The sequence below is a fragment of the Bowmanella denitrificans genome, assembly GCF_002887595.1.
GTDB classification, from domain to species: domain Bacteria; phylum Pseudomonadota; class Gammaproteobacteria; order Enterobacterales; family Alteromonadaceae; genus Bowmanella; species Bowmanella denitrificans.
The window spans coordinates 408,223-434,507 of sequence record NZ_PEBU01000002.1 but is presented as its reverse complement, the minus strand read 5'-3'; the positions used below and the strand labels follow the sequence as shown (position 1 = coordinate 434,507).

The 26,285-nt window shown below is 51.3% G+C and carries 22 protein-coding genes; 7 read left to right on the top strand and 15 right to left on the bottom strand.

Annotated features, from left to right (window positions below):
- A complete protein-coding gene (locus CSR04_RS05455) occupies positions 1 to 1,014 on the bottom strand; it encodes a 2-dehydropantoate 2-reductase (protein ID WP_102795241.1) in 1,014 nt (337 codons plus the stop codon).
- Between the two features lie 153 nt (positions 1,015 to 1,167).
- Here CSR04_RS05455 and CSR04_RS05450 point away from each other — a divergent pair, with 153 nt between their 5' ends.
- Positions 1,168 to 1,593: a DUF3224 domain-containing protein gene (locus CSR04_RS05450; protein WP_102795240.1), complete on the top strand. Its 426-nt coding sequence runs from the start codon at positions 1,168 to 1,170 to the stop codon at positions 1,591 to 1,593.
- A gap of 77 nt (positions 1,594 to 1,670) precedes the next feature.
- Positions 1,671 to 2,705 (top strand): patatin-like phospholipase family protein, encoded by a 1,035-nt coding sequence (locus CSR04_RS05445; protein ID WP_102795497.1) that lies wholly within the window; start codon positions 1,671 to 1,673, stop codon positions 2,703 to 2,705.
- Here CSR04_RS05445 and CSR04_RS05440 read toward each other — a convergent pair whose 3' ends face one another.
- Positions 2,706 to 3,266, bottom strand: coding sequence for a PhnA domain-containing protein (locus CSR04_RS05440; RefSeq protein ID WP_102795239.1), 561 nt, complete (start codon positions 3,264 to 3,266; stop codon positions 2,706 to 2,708).
- 153 nt (positions 3,267 to 3,419) lie between these two features.
- On the opposite strand from CSR04_RS05440, the gene CSR04_RS05435 reads away from it, so the two are divergent.
- Entirely contained in the window at positions 3,420 to 4,013 is a 594-nt protein-coding gene (locus CSR04_RS05435; RefSeq protein ID WP_102795238.1) for a nucleoside deaminase, read from the top strand.
- On the opposite strand, the gene CSR04_RS05430 is transcribed toward CSR04_RS05435, so the two are convergent.
- The 11 genes from CSR04_RS05430 to agaR all read right to left on the bottom strand — a co-directional run bounded on the left by CSR04_RS05430 (position 3,997) and on the right by agaR (position 16,190).
- Complete coding sequence (locus CSR04_RS05430) at positions 3,997 to 4,677, bottom strand: DUF642 domain-containing protein (RefSeq protein WP_102795237.1); 681 nt, start codon at positions 4,675 to 4,677, stop codon at positions 3,997 to 3,999. The genes CSR04_RS05435 and CSR04_RS05430 overlap by 17 nt on opposite strands.
- Before the next feature lie 287 nt (positions 4,678 to 4,964).
- Complete coding sequence (locus CSR04_RS05425; RefSeq protein WP_102795236.1) at positions 4,965 to 5,600, bottom strand: DUF642 domain-containing protein; 636 nt, start codon at positions 5,598 to 5,600, stop codon at positions 4,965 to 4,967.
- Positions 5,601 to 5,694: 94 nt separating this feature from the next.
- Positions 5,695 to 7,269 (bottom strand): alkyl hydroperoxide reductase subunit F, encoded by a 1,575-nt coding sequence (gene ahpF / locus CSR04_RS05420; RefSeq protein WP_102795496.1) that lies wholly within the window; start codon positions 7,267 to 7,269, stop codon positions 5,695 to 5,697.
- Positions 7,270 to 7,379: 110 nt separating this feature from the next.
- The gene (gene ahpC, locus CSR04_RS05415) at positions 7,380 to 7,949 is read right to left on the bottom strand and encodes an alkyl hydroperoxide reductase subunit C (protein WP_102795235.1); all 570 of its coding nucleotides are present in this window, start codon (positions 7,947 to 7,949) and stop codon (positions 7,380 to 7,382) included.
- A gap of 145 nt (positions 7,950 to 8,094) precedes the next feature.
- Entirely contained in the window at positions 8,095 to 9,420 is a 1,326-nt protein-coding gene (locus CSR04_RS05410) for a sugar MFS transporter (RefSeq protein WP_245921385.1), read from the bottom strand.
- On the bottom strand, positions 9,407 to 10,576 hold the full coding sequence (gene nagA / locus CSR04_RS05405) for an N-acetylglucosamine-6-phosphate deacetylase (protein WP_102795234.1): 1,170 nt from the start codon (positions 10,574 to 10,576) through the stop codon (positions 9,407 to 9,409). Before nagA ends, CSR04_RS05410 begins: the two co-directional genes overlap by 14 nt.
- Positions 10,573 to 11,487 (bottom strand): ROK family protein, encoded by a 915-nt coding sequence (locus CSR04_RS05400; RefSeq protein ID WP_102795233.1) that lies wholly within the window; start codon positions 11,485 to 11,487, stop codon positions 10,573 to 10,575. The genes nagA and CSR04_RS05400 overlap by 4 nt, the downstream gene beginning before the upstream one ends.
- A gap of 2 nt (positions 11,488 to 11,489) precedes the next feature.
- Positions 11,490 to 12,626, bottom strand: coding sequence for an SIS domain-containing protein (locus CSR04_RS05395; RefSeq protein ID WP_102795232.1), 1,137 nt, complete (start codon positions 12,624 to 12,626; stop codon positions 11,490 to 11,492).
- Between the two features lie 11 nt (positions 12,627 to 12,637).
- The gene (locus CSR04_RS05390; protein ID WP_102795231.1) at positions 12,638 to 13,918 is read right to left on the bottom strand and encodes a D-tagatose-bisphosphate aldolase, class II, non-catalytic subunit; all 1,281 of its coding nucleotides are present in this window, start codon (positions 13,916 to 13,918) and stop codon (positions 12,638 to 12,640) included.
- Between the two features lie 106 nt (positions 13,919 to 14,024).
- Entirely contained in the window at positions 14,025 to 15,392 is a 1,368-nt protein-coding gene (locus CSR04_RS05385; protein ID WP_102795230.1) for a Gfo/Idh/MocA family protein, read from the bottom strand.
- A 12-nt stretch (positions 15,393 to 15,404) separates the two neighbouring features.
- On the bottom strand, positions 15,405 to 16,190 hold the full coding sequence (gene agaR / locus CSR04_RS05380; protein ID WP_102795229.1) for a transcriptional repressor AgaR: 786 nt from the start codon (positions 16,188 to 16,190) through the stop codon (positions 15,405 to 15,407).
- Positions 16,191 to 16,517: 327 nt separating this feature from the next.
- On the opposite strand from agaR, the gene CSR04_RS05375 reads away from it, so the two are divergent.
- From CSR04_RS05375 to CSR04_RS05360, 4 genes are all read left to right on the top strand, one after another.
- On the top strand, positions 16,518 to 19,334 hold the full coding sequence (locus CSR04_RS05375; RefSeq protein WP_102795228.1) for a TonB-dependent receptor: 2,817 nt from the start codon (positions 16,518 to 16,520) through the stop codon (positions 19,332 to 19,334).
- A 65-nt stretch (positions 19,335 to 19,399) separates the two neighbouring features.
- On the top strand, positions 19,400 to 20,746 hold the full coding sequence (locus tag CSR04_RS05370; protein ID WP_102795227.1) for a DUF3472 domain-containing protein: 1,347 nt from the start codon (positions 19,400 to 19,402) through the stop codon (positions 20,744 to 20,746).
- A gap of 233 nt (positions 20,747 to 20,979) precedes the next feature.
- Positions 20,980 to 21,909 (top strand): LysR family transcriptional regulator, encoded by a 930-nt coding sequence (locus CSR04_RS05365; protein WP_102795226.1) that lies wholly within the window; start codon positions 20,980 to 20,982, stop codon positions 21,907 to 21,909.
- The gene (locus CSR04_RS05360) at positions 21,909 to 22,322 is read left to right on the top strand and encodes a hypothetical protein (RefSeq protein WP_102795225.1); all 414 of its coding nucleotides are present in this window, start codon (positions 21,909 to 21,911) and stop codon (positions 22,320 to 22,322) included. Before CSR04_RS05365 ends, CSR04_RS05360 begins: the two co-directional genes overlap by 1 nt.
- Before the next feature lie 108 nt (positions 22,323 to 22,430).
- Here the strand turns inward: CSR04_RS05360 and CSR04_RS05355 are convergent, their stop codons facing one another.
- Both CSR04_RS05355 and lodB read right to left on the bottom strand, forming a co-directional pair.
- Positions 22,431 to 25,028: a TonB-dependent receptor plug domain-containing protein gene (locus CSR04_RS05355; protein WP_102795224.1), complete on the bottom strand. Its 2,598-nt coding sequence runs from the start codon at positions 25,026 to 25,028 to the stop codon at positions 22,431 to 22,433.
- Between the two features lie 101 nt (positions 25,029 to 25,129).
- Positions 25,130 to 26,284 carry a lysine-epsilon-oxidase maturase LodB gene (lodB, locus tag CSR04_RS05350; protein WP_102795223.1) on the bottom strand — a complete coding sequence of 385 codons (1,155 nt, stop codon included), beginning with the start codon at positions 26,282 to 26,284 and terminating at the stop codon, positions 25,130 to 25,132.
- Between the last annotated feature and the right edge of the window lies 1 nt (position 26,285).

Below are 26,285 nucleotides of genomic sequence, written 5' to 3'. Positions count from 1 at the left end.
CTAATGTATTATACCCGCCCGTTCCATTAGCTTGGTGGCAGATAATCCCGGTTTAAGCCTGCCCTGCTCGGCTTGATGAACCAGTGCCACTATGGCCTGATTGACCCGGCAATCCAGCCCCAAACTAAGAGCTTGTTCGATCACAGCACCGTTAAGGTAAGCAATTTCGGTATCCTTACCCTGGCTCAGATCCCACCACATAGAAGTACGCACTTGTGGATCGATTGCCAGCATCTGCCTGGCCAGGCGCGAAAATAGCCCATCCGGCAAACGCAGCACCAGGGGTAGCCAGCTAGCTGGTACCCGGGTGAGCCTGGGAAGCTTAATGCCTTTTACCTTGCACAGTGTTAGCAGCTCATCCATCAATGCCGCCAAAACCAGCCGGTACCCCCGTTGTTCCAGCATGGATTTAACCGGGATATCGGCCAGTGCATTAACGGCATTACCCAGATTCAGTTGCAGTTTTGCCCATTGCAGCGGCGTCATGGCACTAGTGCAGTCAATTGGCATCAAATCACAATCCAGCAGACTGACCAATGCCCGCACCAGGCCTGATGCATCAGATTCCAGCGTCAGCTTTCCTTCAGAGCCCCGGTGTAAACAACCAGGCACGGTTTCCACCACATTAAAGGGCACCATCACCCTCAGCACCTGATTGCGCGGGAAGATAGCCTTTATCAGGGCATCGCTACCAATACCGTTCTGGCAACACAGAATCACGGTTTTTTCACCGACCAGCGGTGCAATGTCGACTGCCGTTTGTGCCAAATGGGTGCACTTAACCGTCAGCCACAACACATCGCAAGGCACAGCCGTTTCCCGCCAGTCGCTGCCTTGTATCTGCAATTTCAGCGGACCGGCCTGATGGCCCTGGTAGTCACTGAGCCGAAGCCCTGGCTGCCAACGTGACATAGTACTGTCGCGCCCGATTAAACGGGTATCCTGCTCCAAATGCGTTAATACGCCCCCCAGATAACCACCGATAAGTCCGGCACCAAACACCACATGCTGCATTCTTGCTTCTCGTTCTTCTGGTCTGCATGAATCATAGGAAGAATCCAAGGGCCGGGGCAAGTAGCAACTGAAATACTGTGAAATTCTTATCTGGCATTGATAACATGGTTATTCAACCACCACAGATAACAACAAAAAATCCAGGAAGCCAGCATGCAAGCCAGAGGGGAATTTGAAGTCAGGGTCCAGCAAATGCCGAGCTACGCCCAAGGCAAAGACGGCGTCAGCCTGGGCAGATTGTCCATTGACAAAACCTTTAGCGGAGATATTGACGGCATCAGTAAAGGTGAAATGCTCAGTGCCAAGTCAGCGAATAAGAGTTCGGCCGGTTATGTGGCCATAGAGCAAGTCAGCGCAACGCTGGCTGGTCGCCGCGGCAGTTTTGTGTTGCAGCACTTTGGTACCATGCGAGGTCCCAGCCAACATTTGTTACTGGAAGTGGTACCGGACTCCGCCACAGGCGAACTGGCTGGCTTAAGCGGCAGTATGACCATTCGTATCGACAGTGGCAGACATTTTTATTTGTTTGACTATCACTTGCCAAAAACAGAAGTTCAATCTGAAGAAGGAACGATTTAGACCACCTTGCGCTTCAGCTTGCATCAGCTAGTGTTATAGCAACTTCTTCCCCTCGGTTGCTGCTGGAGCAAAATGCCATGACCTGCCAGTTTCGAAATCTGATCTTTGAAGGCGGAGGTGTTAAGGGCATTGCCTATGTTGGCGCCATGCAGGTTATGGCCCAGCGCGATTATCTGCATGCTATCCGCCGGGTGGGTGGCACCAGCGCCGGTGCCATCAACGCACTGTTATTTGCTCTGGGTTTTGATATTCCCCGCCAATTACAAATTCTGCAGTCAACCGATTTTAAAGCCTTTATGGATGACTCCTTCGGCCTGATCCGCGACATTCGCCGCCTGGCAAAAGATTTCGGCTGGCACAAGGGAGACTATTTTTCCACTTGGCTGATGAGCCTGATTGAAGAAAAACTTGGTCATGGTATGGCCACCTTTGCTGACTTACAAAAGCAGGCTTGCCCGGCGTTGTATGTTACCGGCACCAATCTGTCTAACGGTTACTCGGAAGTGTTTTCGGTTGAACGTCACGCCCAGATGCCGCTGGTCCAGGCAATACGTATCAGTATGTCGATACCGCTGTTTTTTGCGGCCGTCCGCCATGGCCCCAAACAGGATCTGTATGTAGATGGTGGGGTTATGCGTAACTACCCAATCAAGTTGTTTGACAGGCAAAAGTATATTGATGAAGACGAATCAGACGCGTCACGCAATACAGCCTATTACAACAAGGAAAACGCCTTGTTTCTGCTGCAACGTCCCGGCCGTAGCCCTTATATTTATAACCGCCAAACCCTCGGGCTGCGCCTCGACAAAGAAGATGAACTGGCCATGTTCCGTTACGACGAGCCCCCTAAAGGCAAAGCCATTAACAATTTTAGCCAGTATGCCAAGGCGCTGATTACCGCACTGATGCAAGTCCAGGAAAACCAACATTTGCACAGCGATGACTGGCAGCGCACTTTGTATATCAATACCAAAGAGGTGGGCAGCACCGATTTTGACCTTACTGAGCAGCAAAAACAGATGCTGCTTCAGCAAGGTATATTAGGTGCAGAACAATACTTCCAGTGGTTTGAAGACAGTAGCAATCAGCCGGTTAACCGGCTGCAAAACTAGTCAGGATTTTTTCAGGTACTCGGCCACCAACACTATTCGCACGCCATTGACCCGCCCTTCCACATGCTTAGGATTATCGGTCAGGCTGATACCGCGCACCGCGGTGCCACGCTTGGCGGTAAATCCTGCGCCTTTTACATCCAGGTCTTTAATCAACACCACCGTATCACCGCTGTTCAATACAGCACCATTGCTGTCCAGGGTTGGCTCACGATCTGAGTCATCCCCTTTTTGTGCCCAGGTGGCTGTTTCTTCATCCAGATACAGCATGTCCAGTAAGTCTTGTGCCCATACCTCAGAAGACAAACGCTTAAGCATGCGCCAGGCCATGACCTGCACAGCAGGCACCTGACTCCACATACTGTCGTTAAGGCAACGCCAGTGATTGGTATCAAGTTCAGCCCCTTCAATCTGAGATTGACAGGTCTGACATACCAGAATGTGATTATCTACCCTAACCTGATCAATAGGTGGCACAGCCAAGCCCTGCAGATTGTCCTGTGCTGCACAAAGTTCACATTGGCCGCCGGCGCGGTCATTCAAGGCTTGTTCTATAGACATGGTAAATACTCTTAGCAAATTTGGCCGCGCATTATGCCACTTTTGCACGATTTACGCAGTAATGCTTCGGGGTTGAAAACACTTCAATCATTCGCTACATCAGCGCAGACATAATACAGTTACAGCAAGTTTACGCCGCATAGAGGATTAACAATGTGCGATAGATCAACAATCAAACCATCAGCGCTGCAACAACTTGAAATCAGCCTGCCCGATTGGGTGATGCGAATTCCAGATTGGGCGGCCACCTATTCAGGCGATAACGCCAAGATGGCTCTCGCCATTGAACTTGCGGCTCAGAATGTACAACGTCATAGTGGCGGCCCGTTTGGTAGCGCCATATTTGACGCCAACAGTCATCAACTGATAGCCGTAGGGGTCAATCAGGTCATGGCAGCCAAAAACTCCTGTCTGCACGGGGAAATGATGGCCATCATGCTGGCACAACGACGGCTGGACACTTTTTGCTTGTCTGCCGAGGATGGTCAATATGAACTGTTCACCTCCTGTGAGCCCTGTGCCATGTGCTTGGGGGCTGTTTTATGGAGCGGTGTAAAGCGTCTGGTCTGTGCAGCCACTGGCGAAGATGCCAGAGCTATTGGCTTTGATGAGGGGCCGGTATTTGAAGCCAGCTATGCCTACTTAAAGAACACGGGTGTCGACATAGTGCGCGAGTTGCAGCGAGATAAGGCCAGGCAGGTATTAGATGACTACCTGGCCAAAGGGGGAACTATTTACAACGGCTGACAAACATTCTGCCTGATGCCACAAACAACAACCCCAGTGCGGTCAACAAAATTCCGGCAGGTTCAGGTACCTGAGCTGGCTGAGCGCTTTGCGGTTGTTGAGGACCGGTTAAAGGCAATAACGGCTGTTTCAGCACAACCACATTGTCGAGGAAATTACCCACAGTACCAGCATAGGGTGCAACAGAGGTAAATCTGAGGGTGGTACTTTGCGCTATGGCTGTGAACGTCATACTGAACTGGCGCCATTGTCTGACCAGATGATCGTCAAACAGTTGATTGAAGATATCCTGAGCACCAGACGTCAGGTTCAGTCGGAAGGCTTCATCATTGCTGCTACGGGCCGCATAAAAGAAGCTCAGATCATAAACAGCGCCGATTTCGGTTTCAAAGGTTTGGAAGATGGAAAATGCGCCTCCCGAGCCTGCATGGGCATTCAGCTCAGCATGTTGCTGACCTTCAGCCGCGGTGAAGCCATTGTAGTGATCCCAAATTTCAAGGTTGCTGCCCTGCCAGCCATCAACCTGGCTTGAGCTAAACCATTTCCAGCTGTTGTGAGCAACATCAGGTTGTTCAAAACCGCCGTTGACAATCAGATTAGCCTCTGCCACCTGAGCAACCACTAAAGCAGAAAACATCACTAACACGCGCAATGCAGACTTCATTTAATACCACCTTAAAAACTCACATTGGTAATAAGGAGATAGCAGTTTGCAGGCCAGTTTTTTTAACTCAATGAATTTGTTTATTTTTTACGCTTAAGAAAGGTGAAACCAGAAAACTTTGCCGGGTAAAACCGGCAAAACTGATAAATTTTCTGACAGCACTGTAAAAAATCGTGAGAATCTAAATGCAGGGGGATTATTGCAAATAGCCTGATGCGTAAGTTCAGCGCTGATGCCTGTCCGGCTTAACAGCAAACCGACTATCGTGATGATAGCTGGCAACAGGATCAGGCATAACGACGCCTAATCACCACAGTTAACAGCACCAGACCCAACGCCAGCATCAACAGCATTTGTGGTTCGGCCACAGCCATGCTGCTGCGTTTTTCCACCACAATATTATCGATCAGGTTACCCACCGTGCTTCTTATCGGTATCAAGGGGTTAAAATGCAAGGTGGTGGTGGTGTCAGTAGCGATAAACTGGCCATGATAGGTTGCCCACTTACCGGTAACGTGGTCATCGAAATCTTTGGAGAACAACTCACCCAGACCGGAGTCCAGACGCATGTTAAAACTTTCACTATTGCTGTGTCTGGCACGATAAGCAAAGCTGATATCGTAGGTTTGGCCAATTTCCGTGGCAAAGCTCTGGCTGATCCCAGTGAACTGCCCCTTGTACAGCTGTGAGTTAAGCTCTAACAACTGATTGCCATCAAACATATTGATGGCACCGAAGTTGTTCCAGATTTCCATGTTATTCCCACGCCATCCAGAAAGCTGTTGGTCGGAAAATAGCTTCCAGGTGCCGTTTTGAATTTGGTTGTCTTCAAAACTGCCATTGATAATTAAGTTGGCCTTGGCATTTGCAACAAACAACAGGGACAGGAAGGCGTACAGAATAGGGGCAATTAATCGCTGCATTTAACTTCTCCAATAAACTCAGCACTAACATTAATTGCCGCGCATACTAGCACAACGTTCAAATTTTCACCACACATCCCTGTGTAGCCAAAGGTTATGCAGCCTGGTGGCTTTCAACGGGGGCCGATGAACGCATCAGGTAGTCAAAGGCTCCGAGGCTGGCGGTGGCGCCGCTGCCCATGGCAATAATAATCTGCTTAAAGGGTGCGGTGGTCGCATCACCGGCAGCAAACACCCCTTTTACTGAGGTTTCACCATTGGCTGCGCTCACAATCTCGCCGCGTGGGGTCAGCTCAATGCCGCTGTCTTTCAACCATTCTGTGTTAGGTACCAAACCAATCTGCACAAAGATGCCGGCCAGCGCTATATGATGCTGCTCAGCCGATACCCTGTCTTTATAGGTCAGCCCATTAACCTTAGAACCATCACCATTAACCTCCAGAGTCTGGGCATTAAGGATAATCTCAATATTGGCCATTGAGCGGGCTTTACGCACCAGCACATCGTCAGCACGCAGTTTGCTGTCAAATTCCAGTACGGTAACGTGCTCGACAATATTGGCCAGGTCAATAGCCGCTTCGATACCCGAATTGCCGCCACCTATTACCGCGACCTTTTTACCTTTAAACAAAGGCCCATCGCAATGGGGGCAATAGGCCACCCCTTTACCGCGGTATTCACGCTCACCTGGCACATTCATCTCGCGCCAGCGCGCACCAGTGGCCAGCACCAGGCTTTTGCTTTTCAGTACCGCGCCGTTTTCCAGGGTAATTTCCAGGGTATCGCCTTCACGCACCTGAACTGCGCGTTGATTCGCCATAATGTCCACCTCGTAGTCACGTACGTGCTCTTCAAGGCTGGCCACCAGTTTCGGCCCTTCGGTATGCTTGACTGAAATAAAATTCTCTATGCCCACCGTGTCGGCCACCTGGCCACCAAAGCGGTCAGCCAGCAGCCCGGTGCGGATCCCCTTACGCGCCGCATAGATGGCTGCCGATGCCCCGGCAGGGCCAGCACCCACCACCAGTAAATCAAAGGTGGGTTTGTCTTTAAGGGCCTCGGCCTGATGTTTAGCCCCAGTGGCATCCACTTTAGTGAGAATTTTCTCCAGGGTAATGGCACCCTGCGAAAAGCTTTCACCATTCAGATACACACTAGGCACTGCCATCACATTGCGTTGGCTGACTTCGTCCTGGAACAATGCACCATCTATCATCACGTTAGTGATATTTGGGTTTACCGCCGCCATCAGGTTAAGCGCCTGCACCACACCAGGACAGGTCTGGCAGCTTAAAGACACGTAGGTTTCAAAATGCAACGGACCGGGCAGCGATTTGATTTGCTCTAAAATGGCCTGTTCCTGCTTAATGGGATGACCACCGCTGTGCAGCAATGCCAGTACCAATGAGGTAAACTCGTGGCCCATAGGTAAACCAGCGAATTCAATACTGGTGCCGGTGTCCTGGCTACGCACCTGCATAGAAGGTACACGCTGCTTGTCCTCACTTTGGCTGTAGCTGACCAGATCTGATAACGCTTCAATATCCCGCGCCAGCGCCAACAGTTGTTGGGATTTGTCGCTGTCGTCAGTGGCCAGAACCAGTTCAACGGGACGCTTCAGATTGGCTAAATAGGTTTTCAGTTGGCTTTTCAAATTGTTGTCTAACATTTTAACCTCGACAAACGCTGGGCAAAGCTCACCCGTTACCGGCATCAACATGCCAGCACGGAGTATTAATTGAACAAGAAGTAAAGGGCCTGGACTCAGGCCCCTCAATGTTAGATTTTGCCGACCAGATCCAGAGAAGGAGACAGGGTTTCTTCACCTGGCTGCCATTTAGCCGGACATACTTCGCCGTCATGGCTAGCAACGTATTGGGCGGCCTGTACTTTACGGAACAGCTCAGATGCGCTGCGGCCAATACCCAAATCGTGAATTTCAGCGACCTTGATTTCGCCCTCAGGATTGATAACGAAGGTGCCACGCAGAGCCAAACCTTCTTCTTCGATCATCACACCAAAGTTACGGCTGATACGGCCTGTGGGGTCGCCAATCATAGGGAACTTGATTTTCTTGATGGTTTCAGACGCATCATGCCAGGCTTTGTGGGTAAAGTGAGTATCAGTAGACACCGAGTACACTTCTACGCCCATGGCTTGCAGTCTGTCGTAGTAGTCAGCCAGGTCACCCAACTCGGTGGGGCAAACAAAGGTAAAGTCAGCAGGGTAGAACATCACTACCGCCCACTTGCCCTGCAGATCCTTGTCAGATACCTGCACAAACTCGCCATTGTGATAAGCGGTGGCATTGAACGGCAGGATTTTAGTATTGATAAGTGATTGACTCATTGACATTTTCTCCATTGATTTAAAAGGTTGCCTTGGAAGACGAGGAGAAGTGTAGTCAATGACAGTTAATCTTTATAATTAATTGATTCAATCAAACAGATTATAAATTTAGATTAGGGGCAGTCTCGCCCTGCCCCGATTGCCATTACCAATGACGTAGCTTATGTCCCTTAAAGGCATAAAACAGGATAAAGCCATAGCAAGGGATCAACAGCAGATAAGCCGACTGACTGTCCAACCAGCTATGGGCAAGGTAGCCATATAACAGTGGTAATAATGCGCCACCGGCAATTCCCATAATCAGCAGTGCTGAGCCGGTTGCAGTATGTTTACCCAGCCCTTGCAGGGCCAGAGGCCAGACCGTTGGCCAGACCAGCGCATTAGCCAAGCCCAGCAGTGCCACATACAGCACAGGATCAGGCACTAAGGGCACGCCAGCCCACCCCAGCAACATGGATGTAGCCTGTTCACTGGTGGGGTCGCCCATAACGATGGCCAGACTCAGACCTACCCCGGCGATGGCCGACAGTTGTAACCCCTGAGCCTGACTGATAAAGCGGGGAATACACAGTACACCCAGCAGATAGCCCAGCATCATAAAGGCCATAGTGTAGGATGTCAGGGCACCAAAGTGCTTAACCCCCAATTGCTGACCAAACAAGCCGATGGTATCACCGGCAATTACTTCCACGCCGACATAGAAAAACAGGGCCAAGACCCCCAGTACCAGCTGTGGATGCGCCAGCACCTCGCGGCGGCGAACCTCATGGGCACCACCTCTTAGCGCTTCACCTGGCTCCGGCAGAGGGGCAAAATGCACCATCAGGGTCAGCAGCACCAACATCGCCGCCATCCATAAATAAGGCGTCACCAGTCTGTGTGCCAGCGCATCAAGCTGACTCAGGCGTTCTGCCTCAGGCAGCGCTGCCAGAGCATCGGCAGAATAACTGTCCATCCCGGTCAGAATAATCGCCGTAAAAACCAAAGGAACAATAAAACCAGCGCCTTTATTTAACAGCCCCATAATACAGATGCGCATGGCCGCACTTTGAGGTGGTCCCAACAATACCAGATAAGGATTAGAGGCGGTTTGCAAGATAGTCAGACCACTGCCCAGCACAAACAAGGCCAGCAGAAACAAGCCATAATGGGCAATCAGCGCGGCCGGAATAAAGGCCAGTGCTCCGATGATCATGATCCCCAGACCGGCCACCATACCTTTCTTATAGCCAATTCTGTCCAACACTGCAGACATCGGCAGCGCCATCACCACATAGGCGATATAAAAGGCAAAGGTTACCAGCAAAGCCTGAAACTCATTCAATTCACAGACAATACGTAAAAACGGGATCAGTGAGCCGTTCAGCCAGGTGACAAAACCGAACAGAAAAAACAAGATGGCAATCACCAGCATGGGTAGCCACACCCCGCTGGCACTATCCCCTTTATGTTGAGGTTCAGCAATGTTCATTATCATTGTTCTCCAATTGCCAGGGTTGACCAGCCAGCCAGGCGTGTTGTACTTGTAATTGTTTATCCAGCAGCAGCATATCGGCCCGTCGTCCCACCTGCAGGCTGCCATGGTGGTCCTGTATGCCTAAAAATGTCGCCGGACTGTGACTGGCCATCAGCAAGGCATCGTCCAGGCCGACCTCTAATGACTCAACGGCATAGCGTACTGCACCGGCCATATCCAGCACGGAGCCAGCTAACGAGCCGCTGGGTGCCAGCAGTTTACTGCCCTCGCGTCTGACTTTTTCACCATAAAAAGCAAACTCCGTATCTTGCGTTCCCACCGGCGGCATGGCGTCGGTAACCAACATAATCTTGTCCACGCCCTTGGCACGAATTGCCAGCCTGGCTGACAACGGATGCAGGTGGTGGCCATCCAGTATCAAACCACACCAGCTATGCTCGTCAGCAAGAGCAGTACCCACCATCCCCGGCTCACGGGAAGTTAAGGCTGACATGCCATTATACAAATGGGTGAAGCCGCTGGCACCAGCCTGAAGCGCGGCCTGGACCTGCTCAGCATTGGCATTGGAATGGCCAAGACAAACCTTGACCTGCATGGCCACCAATTCCCGGATCTGGGCGGGGCTGACGACCTCTGGCGCCACAGTAATCACTTTGACACCCAAATCCTGCCGGGCAAATACGGCCATTTCCGCCGCGCTGATACTGCGCAGATACTGTGGTGAATGCACGCCACGCTTGGCCAGCGACATATGCGGCCCTTCAAAATGCACACCGACAATGCCAGGCTCACCGCTTGTAAGCGCCTGCGCGATGGCATCAGCGGTACGCTGCATACAATCCAGACTGTCGGTAATCAAGGTGGGCAACATGGCGGTGGTACCAAAACGGCGGTGGGCGGCAAAGATGTTTCTCAGGCCTGCCAGCGTCGGGCAATCATTCAATAGCACGCCATTGCCACCGTTGACCTGCACATCAATAAAACCGGGCACCACCATGCCTGGGCCCGCATTCACCAGAGGCTGTCCGACTGGCGGCGTTTCACAGACCTGTGCAATAACACCATGCTGAATGTGCAAATAAGCTGGTTGCAGCCATTGCTTACCGATAAAAGCAGTGTCACAGGCCAGCCAATAACTCTGGGCTTTCATATTGTTGCCTCTTTTTTCGCACCCAGCAGCGCGGCTCCGCGCACACCACTGGCGGGGCCACCTTCAGCTACCACAATCTTTGGTATGGCGACGTTTTTAAATAAATGCGCCGCCACTGCCCTGGCCAGATGCTGATGTATTTCTGTAATGGCAGACAGACCACCACCTAACACCACTATGTCTGGATCGAGTACCAAAACCTGCCCCGCCACTACTGAGCCCAGCGCATCCATAAAACAGTCAAAGGTCTTGATGGCCTCTGGACGTCCCTGGCGAAAGTGTTCCAGCCACACATAGGTATCGGCTTGCTGATGACTGAAATGCTGATATAACCTGGCAAGGCCCGCACCAGACACATAGGTTTCGGCGCAGCCGCTCAGGCCGCAGCCACAATTGAGCAAGGGCAGCGCCCAGTGCTGCACCACCTTGGGATGCAAACCCAGGTGACCAAACTCCCCGGCCAGTTGACTGTCTGGCGCATAAAGCTCGCCACCTATGCAAAGTCCGCCTCCCAGCCCGGTACCAAGGATGATACCCAGCACCCGCTGTGCGTTCTTACCGGCACCTAAGCTGGCCTCAGACAGGGCAAAGCAGCGACAGTCATTGCCCAGGGCAACGGGACGACTCAGTGCCAGGGTCAGATCCGCTCCCACCCTTTGCCCCGTCAGGCAAGGTACATTACTGGATAACGCCCTGCCATCACCGGTCACGACACCGGGTAAGCCCAATCCCACGCTACCACGCATGGCATATCGGCTATCGGCTTCCTCGACGAGTTCAACAACACTGCGTATAAAGGCCGGATAGTCGGCAGTCGGCGTCGCGCAGCGCGTTTTTTCAAGACAGGTAAAGTCATTGTCAAAAATGGCCAGTTCCATCTTGGTGCCACCAATATCCAGCCCGTAGTGCATACTCAGTCCTGTCTGTAAGGGTATATATTCACCCCCTGCACCACACGGTTCACTTCACCGGTGGGGCAAGGGTTATCCGGACTGATACCAAACTGCAGTGCCTTAAAAAAGCCCAGCATCTGGCAATACAGAATATAAGGAAAGCCTAACCAGACATCCTCCAGGCCAGCAATCTGCGACAGGGCCACTGGCGCGCTGATATGTAACGCCTGAGCATCTTTTTGCAGCTCCAGGCGCAAATCGGCGTCATATCGCCCGGTGTAGCTATTAGCAGAGGGTAGCAACAGTACCTGTGTACTGTTATCGATCAGTGACTTGGGGCCGTGGCGAAAGCCCAGCGGGCTTTCATAAAAGCTGGGCAGACCACCAGCGGTGAGTTCCAGTACTTTCAGGGCCGCTTCTCTGGCAATCGCCAGTAAGGGTCCAGAACCCAAAAATACCAGACGACGACAAGGCAGCGCCGCCAGGGTTTCTATACTGTCGAGGTCGCGCAGCAGAATTTGCTCGGCCAGCAGGCGCATCTTGTCATACTGTGCTTGGTCCGGAGTAAACAGCGTTAACGTAGCCAGCATCATACTGGTAAAACTGCTGGTCATAGCGAAACTCTGGTCATGGGCCGCAGACGGCATCAACAAGACTTTGTAGCGTGGATTGTCCTTAGCACTTGTGACTAACGCACCTTCAGGATTGCAGCTCACCACCAGATGCCAGCAGTCCTCCACCAGTTGATCCGCCAGCTCAACGGCGGCACGGCTCTCCGGGCTGTTTCCGGAACGACCATAAGATACCAGCAGCGTTGGCACGTCTTTACGCAATTGCAGTCCGGGGTTACTGAGAATATTTGTGGTACTGATTGCCTCCACCCGCTGTCCGGCCGACAGTGTCATCCTGGCATTCAGGTGCGCTTGCAAGGCTTCACCGATATACGCAGATGTGCCTGCGCCGGTCAGAATGATGCGCAGATTGGGTAACGCCAAAACCGGCTTAAGCCAGTCCTGCAACTCCCCCTGCTCCTGCACCATCTGCGCCAGCAGTTGCTGCCAGACACTGGGCTGTTGACTGATTTCCCTGGCGGTCCAGAATGCGTTTTTCTGCTCGAGCGTACCTTGCTCAAGTCCAAGATAAACCTGGTGGGTCATATTGCGTTTCCTTAGTGTTCAGTGAGACCACATGCCTGAGCATAGTCTGCCAGTACATCGGTAATTTTATTCAGTAACAGCGCTTCGGCGTCAGAGCTGATGGTCTTGCGACGCACGGCCTGGTATTGCATTGGCATATACTGGCTAACGAGTGGCAAGGGAATCACAAGCTCTGACAAATTAGCTAACAACTTGTCTACCGCAGCCTGCAGCGCCGGTTGATTCCAGTAATAACGGATCCGGTCGCTGTAACTGAAAAAGGCTAACCAGGGCTGTGATTCTGCGTCGGGATAAAACTTCTGCCAATACTTGGGCTGCTGCTGCATCGCCTCTGCACAAAGCTCGCGTAGCCCAGAACGTTTGGACTGTTCAATCAGCACATCTTCAATATGCGACAGGGCAAACACCCCTTCGCGCAGCGCAAAGGTCAGCGCCGGGCCGACTTTCAATATGGCAAAGTGGCCTTTCACCAAAGCCGCCAGCGCCTGCGGGGATTGGTAATCGGTGGAATGGGCTTCATAAACCAGATTCGGCACCTGATGGATGGCACCAGACAGTTCAGCCGCCAGTGCCGGCGCAAATTCATGTACTTTACTGTTATCAAACTCGACGCCCGGCTGCACCACCACCGCCACCACCTTGTTCCAGGTGTTATCATCCAGACCAACCGCAGCAAAGGCCTGCTGATGCGCCTGCAGGGTATAAAGTACATTGGTCACCGGCGTGGGCGCCAGGTGATCTTCCAGTTCATTGACACCACCAGGTGCCGGGACTTCGGTGCCAATCACATAACACAACTGCCGGTTTAACCTGGCTGATTCCTGCTCTGCAATCGCACAGAGTCTGGCCGCCCGGCCTGCAATAATATCGTCTGTTAATGGCTCCGCATCGTCAGCACAAGGCATACTGGTGTCCAGATGAATCTTGCAAAATCCTGCCTGTACGTAGCTGCGGATCAGACTTTCACATCTGAGCATAGCCTGCTCCGCAGGCAGATCGGTCCAGCAGACCGGCCCCAGATGATCTCCACCAAAAATCAAACGCTGCTTGTCCAGGCCAACTTGTTGTGCCAGGGTGCAGACAAAATCGATGAAATCTGCCGGTTGCATACCGGTGTAGCCGCCAAACTGATTGACCTGATTGGCGGTGGACTCCACCAACAACAGGCTGTTGTCTGCTTTAGCCTGCTGCATGGCAGCCTTAAGCACCAACGAATGGGCACTACATACCGAATAAATGCCACGGGGCTCGCCACGGCGGTTGGCGGCAAAAATATCTTGAAGATGCTGCATACTGGCTCCTCATCCACAATATCAGTCACACTGGCGGACAACCTGTGCCGCCATTTCTCAATTATCATTTGAAAGGCGCATAGGCGGAGCCTCAGCCCCGTATATGCTAGCTGGCGATGCCCAGTGGTTTGCCGTGCTGCCACTGTCCCCGGGTGAAGTCAGGGAAGTCTTTGGAGTTACCGCGATCGGCTACTGATGCTTTAGACAGTGGGAATACTGCCGACCAGGCCGCCCCATCGTAGACATCCTGATCCAGCGGTACACCATTACGCAGACAATAAATCATGCGCCAGACCATCAGAAAATCCATCCCGCCATGACCACCATTGCGTTCTGCTTCCTGCCCCATACGCGTCCACAGCGGGTGGTCATATTTCTGATACCACTTCTGCATATCGTAGTCCCATTCATGGAAACTGCCGCTGCCACCTTCTTCCAATGCAATACGGTTAGGGAAACCGGCAAACACACCGTTGGTACCCTGAATAAGATTCAGTCTGGTGTAAGGGCGCGGCGTGGTGGTGTCGTGCTGTACCATAATGGTACGCCCCAGGTGCGTCTTGATAATACTGGTGTTGATATCACCCGTAATATAGTGCAGTTGGTTACGCTCGTGATCGGCCGGGAATTCACGTTTAGCGTAGGCTGCACGCCCCAGCGCCGGTGAACTCATTGAACTCATATAGTCAAATTTATCACCGCGGTTGATATTCATATACTGGGCAACGGGGCCAAGACCATGGGTGGGATACAAGTTGCCGTTGGTGCGGGTATGGTGATAGGTGCGCCAGGAGCCGGTCTTGCGATCAATTTCTTTCATCTGCCAGCGCAGCTCATGAATATAGGCGGCTTCGCCATGCAGCAACTCACCAAACACACCCTGGCGCACCATATTCAGCACCATCAGCTCGTCACGCCCGTAGCAGACGTTTTCCATCATCATGCAGTTTTTCTGCGTCGCTTCAGAGGTGTCCACCAGATCCCACAGATCTTCAATAGTGGTGGCCATGGGAACTTCCACAAAGGCATGTTTACCCGCCAGCATCGTGGCTTTTGCCATGGGATGGTGCCAGCGCCAGGGAGTGGCGATAATGACAATATCTAAATCATCGCGGGCCAGCATATCAAGATAGTGTTTGTCGGTTTTGCCGTACACATCTGGCTTGGGCCGGCCATGTTTTTCGGCCACCTTGACAGCTCGGGCCGTGACTTGCGGGTCAATATCGCAAATGGCTTTTAGCTCAACGCCGTCAAGGTTACACAGGTGGCTGACAAAACCAACGCCACGCTCACCTACCCCAATAATCGCCGCTCTGACAACCTGCATGGGCGCAACAGTCAGTCCCATCACTGATTTACCCAATGCCCTGGGTGCGCCCGCGCCCTGCCCCGTGCTGCTGCATGCCACCACGGCACCTGCTGCAGCAGTCGCTGCTGCTGCTTTAAGAAATGATCGACGATTAAATTCAGACATGTATTGCTCCTATTACTCGGTATGTCGGTCCACCAAGTGCAGTTTGATACCTAATTTATCCAGTTCATCTACGTAGTTCTGCGGAATCCCAGAGTCGGTCACCAGCGTATGGATCTGCGCAATGGCACAGATTGCATGAAAAGCCCGGCGTTCAAACTTAGACGAGTCCGTCACTACCACTATCTCTTCTGCCATCTCACACATCAGCCGGTTGAGAATGGCTTCTTTCTCGAAATGCGTACCAATGCCAGTGCGCAAATCAAATCCGTCCACGCCGAGTATCAGCTTGCTGAAGTTGTAGTTCTGTAAGCTTCGCTCGGCGATAGCACCATAAAACGACATAGACTTTTTACGCAGCGTACCGCCGGTCAACATCACTTCCACCGAGTCGGAACGCGCCAGCTCGGTGGCAATGTTCAAGCCATTGGTCATCACCACCAGATCTTCCTTATCCACTAAGCAGGCCGCCACTTCCTGCGTGGTGGTGCCGGAGTCCAGCAAAATTCGTTCGCCCTCGCCAACCAGCTGGGCAGCCAGTGCACCAAGTTCCTGTTTCAGTGCCGAGTTCTGCCCGCTCTTTTCCTTGAGTGACAACTCACGACCCAGTTGGCTGTTGACCATGGCGCCGCCCCGCGAGCGCACCAGTAATTTCTTGCGGTCCAGCACGCTAAGATCGTTGCGTATGGTGACTTCCGACACCTTAAATTGTTCAGCCAGTGCCTTAACCGACACCTTGCCCTGGGCCTGGGTCTGGCGCAGGATTTCCTGCTGTCTCTCAATACTGTTAAATGCATCCACGTTTGTTTCCCCTTTGTAAGTGAGGAACAAAATCTAGCATGGCATCGAATACATTCAAAAGACTTTGAAAGCTCAGACAAACCCCCTGCCACATATCAAAAACCTTATATATCCCAAACAGTTAACCAACTTTCCCAAGGGATATTGGTGTCTTTCATTGGCTAGCATCATGCACAACTTCGAAAGATATTAAAAGTTTTTTTTCATTTTTTCTTGATCATTTAACAGGATTGGCGTTTTATTTAACACGAAGCAAACATATGCAAGTTTCATTTGCTTTCGTTTAAAGACCATTTGCACAAGTGAAATCGAGGGGACAACAAAACAATGAAAACCAAGTACAGTAAATTATCGCTGTGTCTGGCCATGGCACTGCTGGGTACCAGCCTGCCAACGCTGGCGCAACAACAAGAAAACCAAGAAGACAGCCAGGACGTTAAAGGCCAGGACGTTGAAAAGATTCAGGTTCGCGGCCTGCGCAGCAGTATCACTGAATCACTGTTTCAAAAACAAAACGCAGACAGTGTGGTTGACCTGATTATCGCCGACGATATCGGCAAGTTCCCCGACGAAAACCTGGCTGAAGCACTGCAACGTATTCCCGGCATTACCATTACCCGCAATGGCGGTGAGGGGCAGAATATTCTGGTACGGGGGCTGGGTGACGGCTACAACATCACCACCTTGAATGGCCGCAAATTGGCTTCGGACAATGCCGGGCGTGATTTTAACTATGACACTATCGCTTCGGAACTGGTAAACGTACTGGAAGTGTATAAGTCGCCAGAAGCCAGGCTTACCGAAGGTGGCATTGGCGCAATAGTCAATATCCAGACCCGTAAACCCCTTGATCTTGAAGGCTTTACCTTAAGCCTGTCGGGAAAAGGCATCTACGAATCCCGCTCTGAAGATATTAACCCACACGGCTCTTTTATCATTGGTGATGTGAACAGCGACAACACCTTTGGCGTGCTGATATCCGGTGCTTATTCAAAGAAGACCCTGCGTGAAGACGAGTATTCCGCCGGCGGTTTCTTTGACCCGGATGAAGGCTGGGATGAAGACAGCGCGGGCGTGCCTGTGGACACCAATGGCAATGGTGTGATTGATGAAAACGAAACCTACGCATCAAAAATTCCCAGCTATATGTATTTCAATAATGCTCAGGATACCCGCACCCGTATCGGCGGAACGGTGGCTGTGCAATGGCGGCCGACTGAAGCACTGGATGTAAATTTCGACGGCTTGTATTCGCGCTACAATACCGACGGCCATCGCTATCAGATTGGTTTTGTTAACTATGATGAATCTTGGACACCTGGTACGCCGGTATTTACCGATGCCACCTTTGACGATCAGGGCCGTGTGGTGGCCATGACGCAAACAGGCAATACCATGGTAGAACTGCTTAACCTGACCGAACCCAGAAAAACCGATACTTACCAGTTTGCCTTTAATACTAAATGGTATGCCAGTGACGCACTGACGGTCACCGCCGACTTGGCTACGTCCAAGGCCAAAAATGAAAACGCCGGTGACAACCGCTTTGTGGTCGCACGGGGCTTTATCGACAGCATTCGCATCGACCATAACACCGGCAATATGCTGCCTGATGTGGTGATGTCACCAGGACTGAATGCCGAACAAACCTACGGCGCGCACTACAGCCGCAACACCGGTGTCGGGGTGGAAGACAAGGTGGATGATGCCAAGCTTATCGGTGAATACCGCTTTGAAGACGGCATACTGAGTAAAGTGGAATTTGGCCTGACCTATTTGAAACAGTCAAAAGCCCGCAGTGAATATGCGTCCTTAGCCCCCGGTATGTTTAGTCGTGGTGGCCACTACCTGGAAGGACAAAAGCTTCCTTACGACAACAGTTCCGTATTTACCAATGGCGACTTCACCTTATTTCGCATTCCATCGGATGTGTTCCAGGCCGCCAACTTTGACAACTTTATGGACGGTGAAGCCGGTCAGATGCCACAGCCCTGGCCCAGCTTTGACTACGATAAGCTGCTGGACTTTTATCGCACTATTAATGCCGAGGCGGCTGACAAATACATTGTTGCCTCACAGAGCCGTGCTGGTAGCTACACCATCGAAGAAGAGGTAAAAACCGCTTATGTGCAGGCCTACTTTGAAGATGAATTGTTTTCTCTGCCGTATAAGCTGAATCTGGGCCTCAGAGCATCGCAAACCAGCACCAGCTCTATTGGTGCTGTTTACCAGCTGGATAAAATTGTCCTTGATGATACGAAAAATCCGATTAAGAACGGCTGGAATGAAGCGGTGGATGTCAGTTTTGCCAGCGATTACTCCAATGTACTCCCCAGCTTAAACTTTAAACTGAGCCTGACCGATGAGTTGCTGTTCCGTTTCTCGGCCGCCAAAGTCATCAGCCGTCCTAGTCTCAATCACCTGCGCCCTTGGAAAGCAGTGAGTTTTGAAAGCAAGGAGAATGGTCTGCCGACCCTGAATATGGGCGATCCCAGTTCTACGCCGGAAGAAGCCAATCAGGCCGATATGACCCTGGAGTGGTATTTTGGTGACAGCAGCGCCTTAAGCGGCGGTCTGTTTGTTAAGGATATCAAGTCCTTTATCGAAGAAGTGGAAGGACCTTATACCCTAAACGGCATCACCTATCATGGTAACCGTACAGTTAAAAGTCCTTATGGTGCTAATATCAAAGGCCTTGAATTTGCTTACCAGCAATCTTTTGATGAATGGTTGCCCGAGCCCTTTAACGGCCTGGGCTTTCAGTTTAACTATACCTATGTGGACAGCAGCTACGACGATCCTGAGCGCAAAGCCAAAAATTTGCCATTTAAAGGTATGTCGAAAAACTCCTACAACGCGGTGGTCTATTATGAGCAATATGGCATTCAGGCCCGTGTTGCCTATAACTGGCGTGGTAAATATATGTATGACCCTGAAGCCTGGGGCGGACCGGCTTATATTTCTGACTACGGTCAGTGGGATGCCAGCCTGAGCTATGATGTCACAGACAAAATCAGCATTTTTGCCGAAGGCAGCAACCTGACCAACGAACGTTATTGGGCCTACACCAAGGTGGAAGATCAGGTGAGTCTACTTAACCGCTTTGGACGCCAGATTTCCCTGGGCGTCAGAGCTAAATTCTAAACCTGACCATTGCCGCCTTGTCCTTAGGCGGCAATTCTTTCAACCTGTTAGCAACGGATAGTGCCATGCTTAATCAACATAAATTCACAGTACCGCTATTATTGCTGTTATGCAGTTGCGGCGGCAGCAGCGACAATGCACCACAGCTAACCCAGCAGCCTGATGCCAACATTCTCACCTTGCCCAGCAGTCAGGCGGTGGACATTCCATTGAGCTTTAATACCTGGGTGCAAGATAACCCGGCTGCCAGTCTGGCATTGGTGGCCAATGAAGACGCCACTACGCTTAACTGGCAAAACAATCAACATAGCCTGCTAAGTTATTTTGCTCTGGATAGAGCTGATACCCTGACGCTTGGCCTGACGGCAAGCACTGACACCTCTCAGCGTTTGGCCGTTAGCCTGGGCGATCAGGAAGTTGAACTGACCCTGGACAAAGGCCAGCAACATACTTACCCGTTGTTTGAGGTCACACTGGGCAGCGCAGGCTATCAGCAGCTTAAAATTCGCAGTTTGAATGGCCAGAGTGGTGACCTGCCCAGGTTACATAGCCTGGCCGTCTGGCCCAAAGACAGCACCACGACGCTGTATTATCTGGATGAAGGCAATCCTTATTGGGGACGGCGTGGTCCCTCTGTGCATTTCAGCTACGATATGCCAGTTAATCGTGACATCGAGTGGTTTTACAGCGAGATCACTGTTCCCGGTGGTCAGGATGTACCCGGCTCTTACTATATGGCCAATGGTTTTGGGGAAGGCTATTTTGGTATTCAGGTCAATTCGGAGATAGAAAGGCGGGTGCTGTTTTCTATCTGGAGCCCGTTTCAAACTGACGACCCGAGTCAAATTCCCCCCGAGCAGCGCATTCAGTTACTTGGCAAAGGCGATGGCGTGTATACCGGGGAATTTGGTAACGAGGGTTCGGGAGGTCAAAGCTACCTGAAATACACATGGCAGGCCGATACCACCTACAGCTTTTTATTAAAGGTCACCCCAGCCGGGGATAACAGTACAGACTATACAGCCTGGTTTAAGCCTAAAGCACAAGATAGTTGGCAACTTATCGCCAGCTTTAAACGCCCACAGACCGATACCTATGCCACCCGTCTGCACAGCTTTTTAGAGAATTTTCTGACCCAATATGGCGATCAGGGCCGCTGGGCCTGGTATCAGAATCAATGGGCCATGGACACCGAAGGGCAATGGCATGAATTAACCCAGGCCCGCTTCACGGTGGACGGCACCGGACGGGACGAAGATCGTCTGGATTTCCAGGGTGACAGTGATGACAACGGTTTTATTCTGAAAAACGGTGGCTTTGTTTATCCGCCAACTCAAGCTGATAGCCGGTTTGAGCGCAATCCTAACGGTCAGCAGCCACTAGTAGACTTTTCTGCTTTGCCGCAGCCCTGATTGCCACTAACGAGCAGAAAATACTCTCTCGCAAAGCCGCAGAGAACACGCAGAGAAACGCAGCGCTTTCAGTATATATTGTTGAAAACGCTGCATTCTGTGCGTCCAGGCAGTGAATCTGGAGATGTGGGGATTACTTGCAGTTAATATGAGCTGATTACCTAACAGCGTTGCAATTCCCCTGCCCCGGCACTAGCATAGGAACCTATCGAAAAAATAGAAATATCAGCACAATGTACAGGCCTAAAACCACCCTGGAACAATGGCGAATTTTACAGGCTGTGGTCGACCATGGCGGCTATGCCCATGCCGCCGCTAAGCTGAATAAAAGCCAATCTTCGTTAAATCACGCGGTAGCGAAATTGCAAAGTCAGCTCAATGTGCAATTGCTGGAAGTGAAGGGACGCAAAGCTTTTCTGACCGAAGCCGGTGAGGTCATGCTACGCCGTTCCCGGCACCTGACCCAGAATGTGCAGGAGCTTGAGTTCCTGGCAGAGAATATCAATCAGGACTGGGAGCCTGAAATCACCGTCGCCTTAGACTTAGCTTACCCCAGAGAACTGTTTTATCCGGCCTTAAAGGCGTTTTACCCACAAAGCCGCGGCAGTCGCCTGAAAATCATCGACACTGTGCTAACCGGCACCGAAGAGGCCATTACCGATGGTTGGGCTGACATAGTGATTACCGGCACCGTGCCCAAAGGTTATCTGGGCGAACCCATTGCCGAGCTTTACTTTATAGCGGTGTGCCACGCTGAACATCCACTGGCGGCGCTGCCTTCCCCTATTGATGCCAATGAATTACTGCACCATCTGCAACTGGTAATTAAAGACACCTCCCAGTCCCCCAATGAAAAGCAGGGTTGGTTGCGTTCAGAGCAGCGCTGGACAGTCAGCCACTTTAATACCGCCATTGAACTGATGCTGCAGGGCCAGGGATTTTGCTGGCTGCCAACCCACACGGTAGAACAACATATTGTTAGTGGCGATCTGGTCAAGCTTGAAATTCAGGGTAGCACCTTTCGTAAGCTGGTAGCATGGTTAGTTCATCCCAACCCTGATACCCTCGGACCAGGAAGTAAATTATTATCAGAATTGATTCTCGCACACCGGCAGATACATAACGAGTGTGCCGAGCGAGACCAAAGACCAGAGGAAAACTGATGCAAATGACCCGTGAAGAGTTGCATAGTCTGATGTCAGATACTGCTCACAATGCGGTGCTGACAACCCGTGAAGAGTTTGGCATTGAACTGGACCACAGCCCACAGAGTGTGGCGCTGGTGGATGTGGCCATTCTTAAATGGTTGGAAAAATACAGTGACTCAGCCCTGGAAAATGCTGCGGTATTTACCATTTGCAATCTGTATGGCGCATACATTGGTGAGATTTTCCGTAAACTGGTGGGCGGCCATTGGCATTACGATAACAGTAACCCAGATGCCCCTTACGTGGTGTTGGAATACGCTGGCCACACCTATGCCTTTGCCGGTATTTGTTATCAGCGACTGGCTAACGACAGTCAGATCAGCGTCAAAAATTACTTTGATCAGGCAATTAGCAACAATGCCCAATAAGTTAGGCAGTACATCCAACAAACTATAAACAGCTTTTTATATTCACAAGCTAAATGGCCCTTCTCTATACAAAATGCGCCGCCTAGCATGGCGGCGCTGCTCGCAATATTAGAAGCGATATGCCGCTTTGGCATACAAATGTCGGCCTCTGGGGTTATGCACCGTTGAAACATAACCAAACAGATCGTCATCGCCATTGCCAATGGCAAAGGGCGGCTCCTTATCAAACAGATTGTTTACCCCCAATGTCAGGCGTAGCGGCTGGCTGGCCTGCCAGGTAAGTTGCAGGTCGGTTAACAAATGGCTGTCCACCATACGACTTTGATTCTGGTCAAAATCAAGATTGCCGTCAAAGTCTATATCCGGGGTATCTTCGAACTCGCCAATGTAACTGAAGATCAAACTGACCCCAACATCACCCAGCCGCCAGTCCGTTGTACCCACCCAGCGGTGTTTAGGGTATTCATATTCCCCCAGGTAGTCTCTGCCACCACGCTCAAATTTATGCATGGCGGTCCACTGGATACCAAATTTCACTTCCCCCCATTCCTGCATATCCAACCTGTAGTTGGCTGACAGGTCTACTCCGGCCACATCCTGACTGCTGACATTGCGCAGGTTGCCGTGTACTTTGGACAACACCCCCAGTGACTCACCGGCTTGGGGTGGATTACGCTCACACAAGGGACTGTTCTGCTGGTTACACTGGGCCTGATAAACATCTTCATGGAAAACCTCAATCTTGTTTTCCTGCGTGATACTCCAAAGATCAAAGCCAGCATCAAACCCTGTGTCATTGGCGTAGAAAATACCGATATTCCAGGACTCAGATTCTTCCGCTTTTAAATCTGGGTTACCGCGAAACTCGACATTGTAATCCAGCACATCACATTCTGTATCCGGATCCAGCCCCATGGCCAGACAGCGATAGGTGTCTTTAAAGAATACGGATATTTCAGAGGGGCCCAAACCAACTTGCGCCAATGACGGCGCTCTGAAGCCCTGTGCCCAGGACGCGCGCAGGGTAATATCGTCACTAATTAAGTAGCGCATGGCGAATTTGGGGTTAAAGGTGCTACCAAAATCACTGTAGTCATCGTAACGGCCCGCCGCCTGCAGTTCCAGCGCATCGCCAAAGGGCACAGAAAACTCCAGGTAGGCAGCCCATTGGCTACGTTTGGCTGCTGCAGATACCGCTTCGGTGCCGAAGATCAGCCCCTGCTGGAACTGTTCATCAGGGATGTCCGACACCTGCTCCTTACGATATTCAAGCCCTGCCGCCATCATCACCCTGTTCTGTTCAAACTCAAACAAGTCGCCACTGATACTAATATCCGCTGCAGTGATCCTTGATTCCCCCAGACGCACCAGACTGGTGGTAATGTCGGCAACCACATCGGCATCATTGTATGTGCCGCCAAACGGATTATAGCGCCCGGCATTAATTTCCCGTTGCAGGTAATCTACCCTTACCCAACCCTGATGTTGATTACCGGTTTGCTGTGATTCGCTGCGACCTTTTTGCACCGACACTTCCCACAGCCACTGATTAAATTCGCCTTTTAGCCCTGCCAGCATTCTCAAGGTGTCGGATTCAATATCCCAGCGGCGGTTGCCACCATCAACCGGGCGAAAGCGCCCAATATCAATATCCTGACCAAAGGGGTTATTGGGATGGGAAGCAGGTACCGTCAGCCCGGCCGACTCGTCCAGCGGTGTGGCAGCGCCACCGGCATTGGAAGTATTGTGCTGTACAGCCACCTCCACAAAAGCTTCAATATCATTGCCAAATTCATGATTGAGCATAAAGATGGCCCCCAGCCGCTCAGCTTTGGGAATAGTGATACTGGCCGGCCCGTAGTCATAGTAGCAGTTTTGGTTTTCGACATTTAATTGCTCAGGCGGGCAAGCTGGATCAACGGTTTTTACTCCGTTCACATAGAAATAGCCGGGAAATCCGCGGGATGAACGAAAATCCATGCCGCCATAAGGGGTTTGATCTGCCGTGCCAAACCGCCCCATATCTGCATTACTTAATTCTGAGTTATTAAAGTAATCAAAGATCACTGATGCCCGACTTTTTCCCTCGCCAGTGCCCCAGACCATACTGACATGTTTCTCATCATAATCGCCGCCCTTGGTCTGTCCATAAGAGGCTTCGATTTCCAACCCATCAATATCCTGTTTAAGGATGATATTGACCACGCCAGCCACCGCATCAGAGCCGTAAATCGCTGAGGCACCATCTTTTAAGATATCAATGCGCTGAATAGCCGACACAGGAATGCTGTTAATATCCACAAAAGAGTTGGTCACGCCTTCGGCAAAGGCACTGATCCCTACCCGCCGGCCATTAATCAAGACCAGGGTAGCATCCGGCCCAAGCCCACGCAGGCTTACGGCAGCTGCACCATTGGCGGTGGAATCCTGGCTGTTATTGCGGGTTGAAAATGTGCCAGCGCCGTTAACCGGCAGCCGCTCCAATAATTGTTGTAAGTTTTGAAAACCGGTTCGTTCAATATCCGCCCGGTCAATGCTTTGAACCGGGCTGGGTCCTTCCATATCAGTGCGCTTTATCCTTGAGCCAGTCACCTGAATTTTTTCCAGTGATTCCATACCGGTATCCTGCTGAGCAAGCAATGCTGAACTTGGTAAGCTGGTGAAGAGTGAGGTCAATACTGCGGTATATAGTTTTTGCTTCTGCATAAAATGTCCTTTTTTGTGAATTCCACGTATCTGCCTGAATGGCAATTAACTATTAGCAGCAAATCAAGGATTTACCTTTTAAGATGCAGAGTTTTTGTAAATCAGGTGTAAAGATGGGGTTGGGCTGTGTCTGATGCTGGTTCTTTGCTTTCCCCATGCCTTCTGTGCCAGAAAGGCGCCGAAGACCAACGCTGTTCGAGGGTGTAAAACTGTTGGCGATTTTTCAGATAACTTTGGAAATGCTGGTTGAGTTGCTGCCAGTAGTCAGGTGAAACGTCGACACCCAGTCCGCCCAGTAGCGATGCTACGATCCGAGCAGCTTCTGCGCCAGATGTCATGGCAAATCCCAACCCCATGGAAGTAATAGGGTCGAAGGCCAGGGCGGCATCCCCTACGGGCAGGTAGCCGCTCAACCAAGCAGGTAAGCAGCATTTGGAAGCGGCACTTTTTAACCATAGCTTGGAGGAACACGTTCTGGCACCGGCTAACTTATTTTTCATTTTATGCGTAGATGCCAGCAAGCTTAGCCAGCAATCCAATCTGTTAAGGCGGTGCTGATGCAGCAAATCGGCGTCAGAAAAAAACGTCACCACCCACTGATTACCAGGGGTAGCCGCACAATACCACCAGCCCAGCTCCGTACTCTCTATCCATTGTTCCTGAACCAGGCTTTGTCCCGCTGGCGGTTGCATAAACAGACCAACGCCGGTCAGACGATCTACTTCGCGGTATCGTATTCCCAGCTTTGGCGCCAAACTTGTCTGACGACCGCTGGCGTCCAATATAAATCGGCACTCCACCGACAAGCTCCCTTGCTCAACGTGGTCAAATCGAAGCTGCCAACCCTGTGTTGTGGGTTGCATCTGTTGAATATGGCAGCGCGGCAGCAAGTGCCCCCCCAGCGCAGTAAATTTTTCCATCAGCGAAAAATCAAAGGCTTGCCTGTCCAGTTGATACCCCTGGCTTTCAACACTGAACAGTGATTCCCTGTTGGTGGGCTTGTCGCTCCCCCAGTATGCTGTGCTGGAATACGTAGGTAAAAAACAGGTCGGCGGAAATTCATCCCGAGATAACTGCAGATAGTCCAGCAGACTGAAAATGCTGGCGGAAACGCTTTCTCCCACCCGTAGAGACTGAAGATTGGACTGCTCAACTATCCATACTGAAAGCTGTGTATGGTTGAGCAGGGTAATACCGGCGCTAAGCCCGGCAGGGCCAGCGCCGAATATCACCACATCACATCCATGTGCTGACATA